The organism is Lysobacter sp. Root76 (assembly GCF_001428685.1).
In the GTDB taxonomy this organism is placed as follows: Bacteria; Pseudomonadota; Gammaproteobacteria; order Xanthomonadales; family Xanthomonadaceae; genus Lysobacter.
The window spans coordinates 769,292-783,020 of record NZ_LMIK01000001.1 but is presented as its reverse complement, the minus strand read 5'-3'; the positions used below and the strand labels follow the sequence as shown (position 1 = coordinate 783,020).

At 69.8% G+C, this 13,729-nt stretch carries 11 protein-coding genes; 2 read left to right on the top strand and 9 right to left on the bottom strand.

Features of this window, described 5'->3' with window-relative positions:
• The first annotated feature begins 291 nt into the window (after positions 1–291).
• Complete coding sequence (locus ASE10_RS03180; protein WP_157488342.1) at positions 292–597, top strand: hypothetical protein; 306 nt, start codon at positions 292–294, stop codon at positions 595–597.
• A gap of 197 nt (positions 598–794) precedes the next feature.
• Positions 795–1,247, top strand: coding sequence for a hypothetical protein (locus ASE10_RS03175; RefSeq protein ID WP_055903082.1), 453 nt, complete (start codon positions 795–797; stop codon positions 1,245–1,247).
• 207 nt (positions 1,248–1,454) lie between these two features.
• Here the strand turns inward: ASE10_RS03175 and ASE10_RS03170 are convergent, their stop codons facing one another.
• From ASE10_RS03170 to ASE10_RS03130, 9 genes are read right to left on the bottom strand one after another with little or no spacing between them, the layout of a single operon-like run.
• Positions 1,455–3,968 carry a vWA domain-containing protein gene (locus ASE10_RS03170; RefSeq protein WP_082559669.1) on the bottom strand — a complete coding sequence of 838 codons (2,514 nt, stop codon included), beginning with the start codon at positions 3,966–3,968 and terminating at the stop codon, positions 1,455–1,457.
• A 16-nt stretch (positions 3,969–3,984) separates the two neighbouring features.
• A complete protein-coding gene (locus ASE10_RS03165) occupies positions 3,985–5,712 on the bottom strand; it encodes a DUF6519 domain-containing protein (protein ID WP_055903079.1) in 1,728 nt (575 codons plus the stop codon).
• 25 nt (positions 5,713–5,737) lie between these two features.
• Entirely contained in the window at positions 5,738–6,277 is a 540-nt protein-coding gene (locus ASE10_RS03160) for a hypothetical protein (protein ID WP_055903077.1), read from the bottom strand.
• Positions 6,278–6,332: 55 nt separating this feature from the next.
• Positions 6,333–10,418 (bottom strand): hypothetical protein, encoded by a 4,086-nt coding sequence (locus ASE10_RS03155; protein ID WP_055903074.1) that lies wholly within the window; start codon positions 10,416–10,418, stop codon positions 6,333–6,335.
• Positions 10,419–10,428: 10 nt separating this feature from the next.
• Positions 10,429–12,033: a baseplate J/gp47 family protein gene (locus tag ASE10_RS03150; protein WP_055903072.1), complete on the bottom strand. Its 1,605-nt coding sequence runs from the start codon at positions 12,031–12,033 to the stop codon at positions 10,429–10,431.
• Between the two features lie 15 nt (positions 12,034–12,048).
• Positions 12,049–12,408: a GPW/gp25 family protein gene (locus tag ASE10_RS03145; protein ID WP_055903070.1), complete on the bottom strand. Its 360-nt coding sequence runs from the start codon at positions 12,406–12,408 to the stop codon at positions 12,049–12,051.
• Positions 12,409–12,422: 14 nt separating this feature from the next.
• A complete protein-coding gene (locus tag ASE10_RS03140) occupies positions 12,423–12,668 on the bottom strand; it encodes a hypothetical protein (RefSeq protein ID WP_055903068.1) in 246 nt (81 codons plus the stop codon).
• 4 nt (positions 12,669–12,672) lie between these two features.
• A complete protein-coding gene (locus ASE10_RS19935; protein WP_056099342.1) occupies positions 12,673–12,915 on the bottom strand; it encodes a hypothetical protein in 243 nt (80 codons plus the stop codon).
• A 13-nt stretch (positions 12,916–12,928) separates the two neighbouring features.
• Entirely contained in the window at positions 12,929–13,726 is a 798-nt protein-coding gene (locus ASE10_RS03130) for a phage baseplate assembly protein V (RefSeq protein ID WP_055903064.1), read from the bottom strand.
• Between the last annotated feature and the right edge of the window lie 3 nt (positions 13,727–13,729).

Sequence of the window (13,729 nt, the reverse complement as noted above, 5' to 3'; positions counted from 1 at the left end):
CAATCTGCAGATCGAACTCGGCCGTTCGGAATGCCGCCGCATCTGGCCGGCGGATTCGTCGCCCTCTAGGCCGCGGCCGTCGATCACGAAGCGGCCTTGATCCAGGCGCCCGAGCGATACGGCAGGGCGACAGCAGCGGGCGCGGTAAACTGTGCCCGCCATTCGATCCTCCCGCCGTAGCCGGGCCGGACCCGGCAGCCATCGGACCAGCGGGTCGAATCAGCGGAGAGCAACGCAGTGCGTCTTACCAAAATACTTTTCGGCTTGTCCGACCTGTGCGCGTGGATGCTGTTGACGGTCGCCGTGCTGGCCGCGGTGGCGGTCCTGTTCGTCGGGCCCGGGCCGGACGGCGCACGCAGCGAGCAATTGTCCTCGACGGCGGCGATGGGCTTGGCGGTGTTCTGGATGCTGGTCGGCGTCGGCGCCTATCTGCTCACGCGGCGGCGGCCGATCGGCCTGGCGCTGGTAGTGCTTCCGGCGATCCTCTGGGCCGTGCAGGGCGCGTTCGCGATGGCGGCGATCTATGCGGCCTTCGCGCTGCTGGTGTTCGCGACGCCGCTGATTCTGGTTTGGCGGGAAGTCCGTCGGGGCGTCTGACGCAGCGCAGGATTCGACCCTCGGGGTCCGACCTTTGCGGCCCGTTCACAGGCGCTAGCCGTGGATAAGCAGTCGTCGGCCACGCTGCCGACGAGCGGTATCGTCGCTGGCTGCGTTCTATGCTTGCCTTGGACGGCCGATGCCGCCCGCGTCCTGAGGCGCGCACTCGTGCGTATCCGCCCACAAGGAGGTCAGGGATGAAGGCGCAGACGAAGTCGCGAGCGACGCTGGCGATCTGGATCGGACTGACGATGCTGCTGGCGATGCCGCCGGCCACGGCCCAGCGCAGTTGCGCGGAGCTGGTCGATTGCGCAGAGGGCGCGATCGTGACCGGCGAGCCGCCGAATTGCGCTTGCGAGAAGGTGACGCCGCGGGTGCCGTTGACCTGCGAGAGCAACTTCGGTTGCGCCGACGGCAACCAGATCGGGGTCGGCGAGTGGCCCGAATGCGGCTGTCGCGACCTGAGCACGCCCGAACCGGCGCCCGGACGCACGCCGCCGCGTCCCGATCGCGACTCGGGGCCCATAGACAGTCTGGGCGGCGTGGACACCTGCAAGCAGTTCCTGCAATGCGCGCCGGGCTTCGAAATGCTGTTGTGGAACGGACGCTGCGTGTGCGGCGAAACCATGTTGCCGCCGCCGGTGCGCTGATGCGCCGCGCGTCGTTCCGGCATGCGATGCGTTGTCGCACGCGGGCTTGGAGCCCGCTTCCTGTGGGAGCGGCGTGAGCCGCGATTGCGCCACCACGTCCACAATCTAGACTTCGTTACCGATCTTCCACGCGAAAACGAAAACGCCGCGATAGCTCGCGGCGTCCTCGTATCCAGGTCCGGGGCGGAGATGCGCGCCCCAGACGGCTTACTTGCGCCGCATCAGCAGGATCAGGATCAGCAGCACCAGCAGCGCGATCAGCCAGACCCACCACTGTTGCCAGATCGGCTTGTCGCCGGTGAGCTTGCCGTCGCTCTTGCCGCCGGTGCCGACCGCGTCGGGCAGGGTCAGGGTCTGGCCATCGATGCGCAGCACCGGCGGGGCCATGCCCTTCTTGTTGTAACCGATCACCAGGGTATAGCTGCCGTCGAGGTTGTCGGTGACGTCGCCGACGATGCCGCCCTCGAAGGGCTGCACCAACTGGAAGCTCGCCGACTTGCCGGGTCCTACGCGATTGCCCTTGGCGTCGACCGGGGTCAGGCTCAGCTGCACGCAGCCGCCTGCGAAGGTCGAGGGGCAGGGGCGCGCGGGCTCGTGCTTGATGGTCTTGGCGGTGGCCTCGGCATCCGGCGCCACTTGCACGTAGTGGTCGGTGGTGTAGACGCGGGTGAAGGCGCCGTTGTCCGAACTGGTGCTGTCGATCCGGTAGCTGACCTGGTACACGCCTTCGGCCAGCGTCGCCGGGTATTCGCCGGTGTAGACGCCCGGGCTGGTTTCCTTGAGTTCGATGCCCTTCTCGGCACCGAGTTCCAGGGCCTTGAGGATCTGGTCGCGTTGCGCCGGGTCGGCCAGCATCGCCTGCACCTTCAAGCCTGCGGCGCTGAGCGGGTCGCCCTGCGGCGCATCGCCCGCCTTGCCCTTACCGTCCGAGAGGATATTGCCCAGGCTCAGCTCGGGGCCGGAGATGAAGGCGCGCACCGTGCCGGCGGGCAATCCCGCCAGCGGCTTGCCGCCTTCGGTCAGCGTGGCCTTGAGTTGCAGCGGTTCGCCGATGCCGGACTTGGTCTGGCTCACGCTGTAGCGCGAGACGATGCTGGCGTTGTCGCCTATCACGAACAGGTTCCAGTGGCCCAGGCCGCGCGGCAGGGTGCGGGCGACCTGCATCTTCCAGTCGCCGTCGCTGGACACGCACTTGCCGTTGACGCCGCAGAACGGCGCGCGCAGGGTCAGGGCGAGGTGGTCCTGGCCGCCGCTGACGGTGAAGCGCGGGTTGTGCAGCGGATCGAAGTCGACGCCGTCCTTGCTCAGCTTGATGTTGGGGCGGCCGTCGGCCTGGAAGGCCTGGTCCCAGCCCAGCAGGATGGTGAAGGCGAGGTCCTTCTTGCTGGTCTTGAAGCTCATGTCCAGCGGCGCGGGCGGCGCACCGGTGCCGGCCCCCGCGGCTTGCTCGCCCTTGGCGGCCTGGATCAGCTCCAGCTTGTCGCCGATCAGGGTGTCGGCCAGCACCTGCAGGAAATACTGGATCGCGCCGGCGGGCGGATTGTCCAGCGTGGTCTCGATGTTGAGCGCGCCGCAGCCGCTGTAGTTGGCGATGTTCTGCAGCAGCGAGCTGGAGTCCGGATCGCTGGGATCGTCCAGGCGCAAGCGGAACGGGCACAGACTCAGTTGCTTGCCGGCCGGACGCACCAGGGTGCCGCCGATCGGGCTGTTGGCGGCATTGAGGCGCAGGTCGGCGCCGTCCCAGACCAGGAACTTACTGGTGTTCTGGGCGCCGTCGGTGAACAGCAGCATGGTGTTGTTGAAGTTGGCGTTGTCGCCGCCGGTGACCGCGCCTTGCAGGTTCTCGATGCCGTCGCCGATCGACGTGCCGCCACCGGGCTGATGAGCCGGCTTGTCGATCTCGGTCAGCACCGCGTCCAGCGTGGGAGTGGTCATCGCGGCGAGGCCGCCGGTATTGGTGGCGTCGTTATCGAAGAACACCACGCCCAATTGATCGCTGGGCAACTGATAGGCCTTGGCGACCGAGATCATCTGCCCGGTCGCGCGCCGCAGCACCTTCCAGCGCTGGCAGTCGGGATTGGGCGAGTACAGCGCACCGCAGACCGGATCGCCATTGAGCTTGGACGACCAGGCCATGCTGCCGGACTTGTCGAACACCAGCACCAGGCGTGCCGGCAGGCGCGACAGCGGCGGGCCCGCGGCCGGCGTCGGCTTCGAACCCGGGATCACGTTGTCGCTGTTGTAGTCATCGACGGTATTGCCGCCGCTGGCGGTGATGCCGGTGGCGGTAAGGGTGATGTCGCCTGAGAGCAGGCCGAGATGGAACACCTCCAGGGTGTCGATCTGGCCGGCGGTGTTGGTCATGCGGAAGGTGCAGCTGCCGCCGTTGGTGCCGCTGAGCACCGGCACGCCGGCGTTGAAGGTGCAGTTGATGGGCGTGCCGCTGGTCTTGGGCCGCAGTTGCACGGTCGCGCCCGCGCCGTTGAGCGGATATACGGCCAGATCGTCGGACAGATAGAAGACCTTGATCGACTTGCTCGAGTTGGGGAAACCCAGTGCGTTGCTGAAGGGCGCCCAGGCGTCGCCGGCGCCGTTGAGTTTGGGTTCGGAAGTGCTGGCGGCGGTGACGTTCGGCGTCGCCGTCGCCGCGACGGCGTCGGCGCCGACGAGCAGGGCGAGTGTCATCGCCCAGGCCCGCAGTAGCGAGTGTTCGCGTTTCATGAGGAGCTCCTTTCGCTCAGATGTGCTGGACCAGGCTGACCTGCTGCAACAGGGCGCCGTTCTGGATGTAGAGGCCGGCGTTGCCGGCGGCGTCGACCGCGAGAGTGGGGAAGCGCGCGGTCTGTTGCGGCGGCAGCAGTTCGCGGGTTTCGGTCACCCCGAGCACCAGCCGGCGCGCGCGCAGGGTGCTGAAGCCCGGTGCGCTGACCGTGGAATAGAACACCCACAGCGAACCGTCGGCGGTGTAGCCCGCCGCCAGGTCGATGAACGTGGTGACCGGAATGGTCAGGGTCGTGTCGGTGAAGTTGGCTTCCCAGGCATTGGCGATGAAACGCTTGGTGAACACGCTCCAGTTCGGCCCCGGGTTCGGATCCTGCGCATAGACCAGTTGCGGCGCGCCGGTGGGATCGATCGTGATCGCATGGTCGCCGGGGCGCACCATGACGCCGGCGGCGGTGACCGCACCGGGCGCGCCGACCAGCGGATACCGCACCGTCTGTGCAGTGAACACGCCTGCGGTGTCGCGCATCCAAGTGGCAATGATGGTGCCGGCGGGGTCGGTGACCGCGCTGACGCGGGTGTTCTGATCGACCGCGTCGACGGCTTCCTCCACGCCCCAGGCACCGGTGAACAGGCGGCTGAAGATGCGGTTGGTGCCCGACAACGCCGAGTAGAACACCCGGATCGAACCATTGGGCTGGGCCGCGGCGGCGATGCTGCTGACGCTGAGCACGCCGGTGAACTGGAAGGCGTCGGCGGGCGCGGTCCACACGCCGGCGATGCGGCGGCTGAAGGACAGGAAGCGATTCGGTCCGGACACGCGTACCCAGAACACCCAGGGCACACCGCTGGAGTCGATCACCGCGGCGGGCGTGTTGTAGGGCCCGGCGTTGAGCACCGTGGTCGGGCCGACTGCGGCCGGGCGTTCGCGCAGCATCGCGTTGATGACATCGCGCATCGGATAGGGCAGCTGCGGCACGCCGCTGCCGTTGACCGCGTAGCCGCCGCCGAAGGTGTCCGCCAGTACCTGGTTGAAATCCATCTGCGAGGGCAGCGAGATGCCGCGGCGGCGACGGTCGACCACGGCCGGCGCATCGATGATGCCGGCCGAGGTCTGGGTGATCGTCGCCAGCGCGGCGTAGCTGTGGCCGGCGATGAAATCGGGATCGCCGTTGACCGGCGGCGCAGCGCCGGTGCGCACGCGCACCGCCCATTCGCGGCGCAGGCGCGAGCAGGTTTCGGTGCCCAGGCCCGGCAGTACCAGCGCCGGATCTTCGGCCAGCGTGACCAGGCGCTCCCAGACGTCGAGGTAGACGGTGAGCGTGCGCGTGGCCGGCGCGACCGGCGGCGCCGGCAAGGCGGCGATCACCGGCACGCCCCAGCTCGCGGCCAGCGCGGCGGCGCCGGCCTGGCCGGCGTGCAAGGCCTGTGCGCTGAAGCCGATGTCGGCGGTGATGAAGGCTTCCAGTCCGTCGACCAGCATGCGGCCGGCCTGCAGGGGCTGCGGACCGCCGCCGGCGACGATGGTGAAGCTGGTCGCGGAATTGATCGCGGCGATGCGGAAACCGTCGTTGCCGACCGGCACGCCGTCGCCGACGAACCAGCGCAGGAAGGCGCGCAGCTCGTAGCGGCGCATGTCGTCGCCTTCGTTCCAGTCGGCATCGGCCAGGGGCACGCCCTGGGCCAGACGCACGCTGACGTAACGGCGGATCGGATCGAAAGTGTTGGGTGAGATGATGGCCATGGCGTGTCCCCGTCGTGTGGTCGTGTCAGAACACGAGCCAGATGGTGCGTTCGAGCGTGCTGGCCGGGTCTTTGGCGACCACCGGATGGCGCACGAGATTGATCTGCATCGGCGCGCCGCCGAGTTGGCCGATCAGGCCGAACTCGCGCAGGTTGCCGGTGGCGTGGCTGCCGTTGGGCCAGGGCGGTACGTTGGGCCCGAGCGTGGCGACGATTTGCAGGCGATTGGTCGGCGTGACCGAGGGCACCGGACCGTTCATGAAGCTAAAGGCCAGCGCCGCGGCAGGTACCACGAACGGCGACGGATCGGTGAGTCCGGTTTCGTTGCCGGTCGGAGGTGGCGGCGGCACCTGATCCCAAGCCGCGAGGCCGGCGCCGACCGCCAGCCCCTGGATGCCGAGCGTTCCGCCCGGCGTGCCGCCCATGAAGGCGGCGAGCAATCGTCGGCAGTCGGTGAGGATCGCGTTCTTGGCCCAGCCGCGGTCCCAGATCACGCGCCCGTCGGCGTCGCGCAGCACGTCGCGGTACATGCCTTGCGGCAGGGGCATCCGGGTGTCCGTGTCCATAGTTCGATTCCTTCGATGAGCGTGGTTCGGTGAAAGACGTGCGGGCGGGCGCCGATCAGATCGGCGGCGGGAAGTACGTGCGTCGGCGCAGCGTGTTCAAGTTGGTCGGATCGGCGCTGACGCCGGCGACCTGGTTGCTGATCAGCACCACCCAGTCCGGCAAGGCGGCAGCGCTGGAATCGGCCAGGTCGAGGAAGTTTTCGACGAAGGGGTAGTCGTCCAGATAGGAATCGCCGAGATCCGCGCCCGGGGCGTACAGCACTTCGGTGGTCAGCGACGGCGACAGCACGATCACCGCGCGCATGTTGATCGGCAGGAACTCGGCCAGCAGTTGCTTCAGGCGCGCGGCGTTGGTCGCGGTCAGGGCCTGGCCGAAACGGCCGCGGGTGACGTAGAGGCCGAGCGTGCCGCGGGTGAAGAACTCGTTCGGCGACAGCGGCGGTTCGTCGTCGCCGCCCAGCGGCCGGTGCGGGGTGTAGGCGAGCAGATCGCCCCATTGGTGATGGCGGCTGTTGCGCGCGGTTTCGGCCATGCGCGGCGTGATCGTGTTGCAGTGCCGGCGCAGGGTCGCGGCCTCGGGTACGCGCGTGGGCGCGGCGGTCGCGGCTGCGCCGGCGAGGATCGGCGCGAGCTGGTCGAGCGCGAGCGAGGCATCGCAACGATGCAGCAGGGTGAGCCCGGCGACGGGCAGGATCAGCGGCAGCGGAGCGATGCGCGCGGTTTCGTTCCAGGGCAGTCCGATCGGCGCCGCCGCGACCAGGGCCGCGTTCAAGGACACTTCCCATAAACCGCGGCCGCCGTTGCGGTCGCTGCTGAAGAACACGCGGGCGCCGCCGCCGCCCAAGGCCAGTGCGGACGGCTGCACATCGGCCGCACCCTGTGCGGGCGCGGTGGTGACGTTCACCGTCGCGCCCCAGCTCAATGCGACCGGATCGTAGCGCCGCGCGCGCAGGGCACGCCGGTCTTCGCCGGCCGCGCCGGCCAGCCAGCGCGACCACAGCAGCAGGATGCTGCCGCCGGCTTCGCGCAGCAGGCAGGGATCGCGGTCGCCGCGATCGCCGCTGGCGACGCCGCCGTCGCTGATCGCGATCGCGCCCGACCACGGCGACGACCAGGCGCTGACATCGTCGCTGGGCAGGCCTTGCGCAGCGCGAACCGCGATGACCGCGTCGTTGCGGTCGATGCGTGCGGCGCCGGCGGCGGTGGCGACCCAGGCATTGCCGGCGCCATCGACGCCGATACGGCGCGCGTCGACGCTGGGCAGGCCGTCGGCCAGGGTCCAACCGCGCCAGCTGCCGTCGCCGGCGCGACGCCAGACGCCGCTGGCGGCGGCGATCCACAGTGCGTTGTCGGCGTAGGCGAGGCCGCGCACATCGTTGCCGATCGGCAACGGCGAGGTCACGGTCGACCAGGTGCCGCCCGCGCTGCGTTCGGCGATGCCGGCGGCGGTGGCGGCCCAGATGCGGCCATCGGCGGCCAGCGCGACATCGCGCACGTCGTCGCTGGGCAGGGTCGGCGCGAGCGTATTAGCGAAGCTGCCATCGCGGTCGAGACGGCTGAGCCCGCCCGCGGTCGCGATCCACAGCGAGCCGTCGGCGGCCAGGGCCAGCGCGCGCACGTCGTCGTCTGCGAGACCGTCGCCGCTGTCGAGCACGGTGATGCTGCCATTGGCCGCGATCCGCGACAGGCCGGCCGCGGTGGCGACCCAGACGCCGGCGTCGGTGTATTGCAGCAGCTGGCGGCAGTCGTCGCTGGACAGGCCGTCGCCGATGTCGAAACTCTGCCAGGTCAGATCGCCGCGGCGGCGTGCGACGCCGGCATCGGTGGCGACCCAGAGCGCGCCCAGCGCGTCGACGTGCGCATGGCGGACGTCGTCGCTGGGCAGGCCGTCGCCGGAATCGAGCACGCTGATCGCACCGTTCTCGCCGCGCAGCGCCAGACCGGCGGCGGTCGCGATCGCGTCCACCGCGCCCAGCCAGGCGCTGGCGCGCAGGCGCCAGCGGCCGTTCTCGTGCTCGCTCCACGCGAGCAGCGCGCCGTTGCCGGAGGCGAGCGCGCTCAGTTCGGTCGGGCGGCCTGGCGTGAGCGCGGGAATGGTTTGCGCCGCGGTGAGGTCCAGGGTGTCGTCCCAACTGCCGAAGCTCGGTGCGGTGGCATGGACGAAGCCGAGCGCGCGCGCGGTGCTCGACAGCGCCAGATCCACCGACAGGCGCGCGGTCGGGCCGAGCGCAGTGCTGGTCAGGCGGATCGATCCGTCGCCGGCGGGGCTGGCGACGGCCTGAGTGAATTGCGCGTTCATCGCAGTCACGACTTCGGCGGTCGTGGCCTGCGCCGGGTTGACGTAGTCGACGGCGTTGACCTGGAACACGTCGTTGCCGCCGGCGGTGCGCAGTGTGAGCCGGGTGCCGACGAGCAGACGGAAGCGCGGCAACTGCCGGCCCTGCAGCACGGCCGGCAGACGCGGACGCGAACTGCCCAGGCTCCAGCGCACGCGCGCGTTCGGGCTCTCGGCGGCTTCGATGCGGGCCAGGAACACGCGACCGTCGGCGAGCGTGGCCGCGGCCGGATGCGCGACTGCGGCATCGTCGGCCGGCCGGGTCGCCAGCAGGCGGGTCGCCCCACGCCATTGGCCGGAATCCCAGGTCTTGCAGACCAGGCCGCCGTAGGGCGCGCGTTCGCCTTCGCGCTGGTCGGGATCGGGTGTGGAGAAGGCATCGCTGGCGAATACGCGCACGCGGCCGAGCGCATCGGCCGCGGCGGTGAGGCGATCGCTGCCGGCCGCGTCCAGGGTCAGCGGTTCGCTTTCGCGCGCGGCCACGCTGATCTGCGATTCCGGACCGACGCTGCGCGTGCGCAGCCGCACCTGGCCACCGACCGCGTCGGCGACGATGTCGTTGGCGACCGCCGCGATCGCGGCCGCGACTTCGGCCGCGGTGGCCGCCGCCGGATTGGCGAACGACGACGAGCCCAGGCGCACGCGGAATGCGGCGCCGCCGTCGACGGCGATGCTGAGCTCGGCGCCGGCGAAGATCGCGTACGGCCCGGCGATGTTGCCGACCAGGGTCGCCGGCGCCGGACCGACGCCGAAGGCTTCGTCGTTGCCGCTGCCGAAGCCGAGCAGCGCGGCAGCGTCCAGCGGCGAGCGCCAGCCCGCGCCGGCCGGCACGCTGGCGTGCAGTTGATAGCGCGGCGCATGGTTGCTGCGCGCCAGGTGCTGGACGAATTCGGCGGTGCGCGTGGTCCAGCCGGTGTAGCGCGTGACCAGCGCGCCGACTGCGGTCACCGTGCCCACCGATTCGTACAGGCGCGGGGTGGCCTTGAGTTCGTTGCGCGCCAGCGGCAGGGCATCGGCGTCGCCCAGGCGCCAGCCCAGCCAGCCGGCCAGCAGCGGCAGGCGGCGGCCGTCGACGCGGTCGACGTCGTGCAGGGTCCACAGGTTCTCGGCGGAACTGCGCGCGCCGTCCATGGCCGCGCCGTAGACGTCGAGCAGGCGCCGCAGCTGGCCCGAACGCGCGGCCATTTCCGGAATCGCCTCCGAGCCCTGCGTGACCGGGCGCAGGTTGACGTCGAACTGGCGATGCACCGCCGGCAGCAAGTCGTACATGCTGCGGTTGAGGCCGTGCGGCGCCGCCGGCGTGGCGATCGCGCGATAGCGTTGCGCTTCGACCGGATCGAAGGCCGCGCTGAACAATTGGTAGTAGCAGGCGTCGCCCGGCGTCAGCGACAAGGGCGCGTCGCCGCCGTCGACGATCTCGATCCGCCGCCGCAGCGGCTGGCCGTCGGCGCCGTAGGTCGTGGCGACGATGCGGCGCATGCGTTCCAGCGGCTGGCCGCCGACATCCTGGGCCACGCAGATCGCTTCATGGACGATGCGCTCGGCGCCGTCGCGCTCTTCCCACGGCGGCAGGTCGATCACGCTGATGCCGCCGCCGGGAATCGGCGGGAACGCGGCGCTGTCGTAGACCAGGTAAGGGTCGGGCGCGAGCGGCGGCTGCGGGAATTCGAAGTCGCGGGTCTTGCGCCGCAGCGTCTGGCGCGGCGCGTCGGCCAGGGTCTCGCCCGGACCCGGCGTCAGCGTCCAGGCCACCCGCACGCGGCGGGCGACCAGGTCGGCGTCTGCGATGAAGCGGTCGATGATCACTCGGGCCCCCTCAACCGATCTGCAGGCTGAGTTCGAGCTGCGACAGCACCGGCAGCTCGTAGGGACCGACATCGACGCGGCTGGCGACGGCGGTGCGCGACAACAGGGCGTTGCGGATGAAGTCCGGCAGATCGGCCATCGACGGCAGGTCGTAGCGGCGCAGGTCGTCGTCCAGTGTCGAGGCGGGCTGGTCGGCGCGGTTGAAACGGTAGATGTCCAGCGACAGCACGCCCGGGATGGCTTCGATCAGCGCGAACAGGTCGCTTGGGTACAGCGCCTGACCGAAATCGACCGCGTCGTAGGCGAGGTAGCGCGCGACCGCATCGGCGATCTGTTGACGCAGCGGATCGGCCTGGTAGCGCGCGTCGTAGCGCACCGTCATCGCGATCGCGACCGGTGCGGGGCTGGCGTCGAGCACGCGCAACTGCGTGCCGGCCATGCGCTTGTCCTCGAAATAGGCCAGCAGCGCGGTGCGCAGGGCTTCGGGCACCGGACGCCAGCTGTCTCCTTGCGGGGCGACGATCAGGTCGATCTGGTTCCAGTTGCGGCTGCGCGCGCGCGCCTTGGCCACGCCGCCGGCGTGATAGGCCAGGGCGACGCAGTCGTCGGGCGTGACCGCGCGACGGCCGCTGCGGTAGACCATGGGTCCGTTGCGGACCGCGATCTCGCTGCTCTCCGAAGCGCTGCCGCCCGCGGCCGGGGCCGGGTTGGTCACCGCCAGCAGGTTCGGCAGCACGGTCACCGCGCGGGTGATGGTGTTGGCCGAGACGTTGGCGCGGGTGCCGCCGCCGACCCGGCAGGTCGCGCGCACGTTGTTGGTTCCGCGCGGCGGAATGCGCCCGAACACGTTGTCGCCGAACAGGATGCTGCACGCGTCGTTCTCGTCGAACTGGCAGATGTAGTCGCGCGAGTCGCGGGTGGACAGCAGGGTGCGGCCGTCGGGGCCGGTGCTGTAGAGGAAGTTGTCGCGCCGGTCCCAGCGCACCCAGCCGGCGCCTTCGTCGACCTCCACCACCAGGCTTTCCAGGATCGGCGGCTTGTGCGGCAGGCGGAAGCTCTGGTTGGGTTCGCCGCTGGAAGAACCGAGCAGGGTCGGCGGCAGGCTGCGGCTGTGCGACACCGGCAGCACGAACTGGGCCTGGCCGGCGACCGCGCCAGGCAGGACCTGATCCGAATGCAGATCGATCGACAGCGCCGGGCCGAGGTATTCGAAGGTCGGCGGGTCGTCGCTGGGCTGGCTGGCGATGAACTGCGCGCCGCTGGGGATCACGATCACCGCCGGGCCGACCGGAACCGAGAAGGTCAGCAGCAGGTCCGCGCGCGCCGGCAGCGGCGGCGTGGGTTCGTAGCCGATCAGGCGTAGCAGCTGCAGCACGCTGCGGCGTTCGCGCGCGGTGCCCGGAAACAACTCGCTGGCGATGCGATCCTGGTAGTACAGGATCACGTCGCCGGTGTAGGCGACCATGTCGGTCAGCACCACGCCCAGGTCGGACGGAGTGTGGTCGGTCCATTCCGGCAGGCGCAGGCGCGCCAGATCGAGCATGGCGCGACGCAAGGACGCGTAGTCCTTGTTGGTGTAATCGATCGCCGGCGGCAACGGATCGGTGACGGCCATGACGGCGCTCCTTGCTCAGGCCAACGGGACCAGCAGCGAATCCGTGCTGGGTTCGCTGGTGTGGGTGTAGTCGAGGCGCACGTACAGCTCGGCCTCGCGGCGTTCGAAGGTGACGTTGGTGACCAGCACGCGCGGCTCCCAGGCCAGCATGCATTCCTGCAGCTGGCGCTTGACCAGGGTGGCCATCGCCTCGTCGTTGGGGTCGTGCACCAGCGAGTGGATGCGGGTGCCGTACTCGCGCAGCATCACGCGCTCGCCGAAACGCGTGGCCAGCAGCGCGCGGATGTTCTGGCGGATCTTGTCCTGGCCGCTGGCGCGCTGGACGCCGCCGTCGGAGAGGGAGAAGGGAAAGGCGAAACCCATGACGTTGTCCATGTCGCTAGTGCTCCTCAGCTCAGTCCGACTTCGCCGGTTTGGGTGGCGGTTCCTATCGGCACGTTGCCGTTATCACGTACTTGCGACTGCACACCGGTCACGCGCGCGCCGCTGACGTAGGCGTGGACCACGTCGGCGATGGCCTTGGCCATTTCGTCGGCGGCGCGCTCCTCGTCCCACTCTTCGTCCACGCCCTTCTTGAAGTTGGTGCGCAGCGTGGTCGCCAGGCTCGATTCCATCGTGTTGCGGTCCAGGGACATGGCGTCAGTCCAGCGGGCAGGGTGGAAGGGTGGGCAATGCGGGCAACGCGGGCAGCGCAGGCGGGATCGGCAAGGGCGGCAACGGCGGCAAGGTGATSGCGATCGGCAGGGTCGGCAGCGTCAGTCCGGGCAGCGACGGCAAGGCCGGCAGCTCGGGCATCGCCGGCAACGACGGTGGCACCGGCAGCGGCGGCAACGGCGGCAGCGATAGCGGGATCGGCAGCTCGGGGAAGGTGCAGCGGCTCATCTGCGCGCGCTCCTCACTTGACCAGCACGGAGGCGGTCTGGTGGGTGGGCAACATCGCCAACGCAGGCGCGATCGGAGTCGGACCGGTCGGTCCCATCGCACTGGGATGCACGTGGGTGATGAACTGCGTCCACAGCAGTTCGAACTGCTTGGCCAGCAGGGTCGGCTCGCTGGCGCCGCTGCCGACCGACACCGTGGTGCCTTCGAGCAGGATGTTGGCCGCGGTGATGCGCACGGTGTCGCCGGTGAGATCGAGGCTGGCGCCGTCCTTGTTCATCAGCACCACGCCGTCGGCGTTCATCGCCATCACGTGGCCTTGTTCGGACATCAGCGAGGCTTCGCCCTTGTCGGCGTTGAGATAGAGCGTGGAGCCGGTCTTGTTGGAGACCACCACGCTGCCTTTGTCGTCGATGGCCAGGAAGGAATTGTCCTTGTGGCGGATCACGATCCGCGCGCTGCCGTCGGTGTCGTCGAGCTCGATGGTGTGGCCGCTGACGGTCTGGATCACCCGGTTGTCGGGCGGCGAGACCCGGCTCTCCTGCGGGGTCGCGGTCTTCGGGTACCAGGCGCCGACCCAGATCGCGAACTCGGGATCGCCGCCTTCGAACTCGACCCAGACCTTGGCGCCCACCGGCGGCACGAAGAAGTGGCCGTAGGGAAAGCACGGACGCGCGTTGACCGCGAGCTCGGCGCCGAAGATCGCCGGCACGTTGACCTTGACGCAGCCCTGCTGTTCCGGGTCTTCGTTGTCGGTGACGGTGCCGCTGTACTTTCCGTACCAGCGTTCGGCGTGGCGGTGGATGGCGTTCATGGC

Bases quoted from the DNA above. Each gene is read 5' to 3' on its own strand.
- ASE10_RS03175 (WP_055903082.1), top strand. From the start codon at position 795: ATGAAGGCGCAGACGAAGTCGCGAGCGACGCTGGCGATCTGGATCGGA.
- ASE10_RS03170 (WP_082559669.1), bottom strand. From the start codon at position 3,968: ATGAAACGCGAACACTCGCTACTGCGGGCCTGGGCGATGACACTCGCC.
- ASE10_RS03165 (WP_055903079.1), bottom strand. From the start codon at position 5,712: ATGGCCATCATCTCACCCAACACTTTCGATCCGATCCGCCGTTACGTC.
- ASE10_RS03160 (WP_055903077.1), bottom strand. From the start codon at position 6,277: ATGGACACGGACACCCGGATGCCCCTGCCGCAAGGCATGTACCGCGAC.
- ASE10_RS03150 (WP_055903072.1), bottom strand. From the start codon at position 12,033: ATGGCCGTCACCGATCCGTTGCCGCCGGCGATCGATTACACCAACAAG.
- ASE10_RS03145 (WP_055903070.1), bottom strand. From the start codon at position 12,408: ATGGACAACGTCATGGGTTTCGCCTTTCCCTTCTCCCTCTCCGACGGC.
- ASE10_RS03140 (WP_055903068.1), bottom strand. From the start codon at position 12,668: ATGTCCCTGGACCGCAACACGATGGAATCGAGCCTGGCGACCACGCTG.
- ASE10_RS03130 (WP_055903064.1), bottom strand. From the start codon at position 13,726: ATGAACGCCATCCACCGCCACGCCGAACGCTGGTACGGAAAGTACAGC.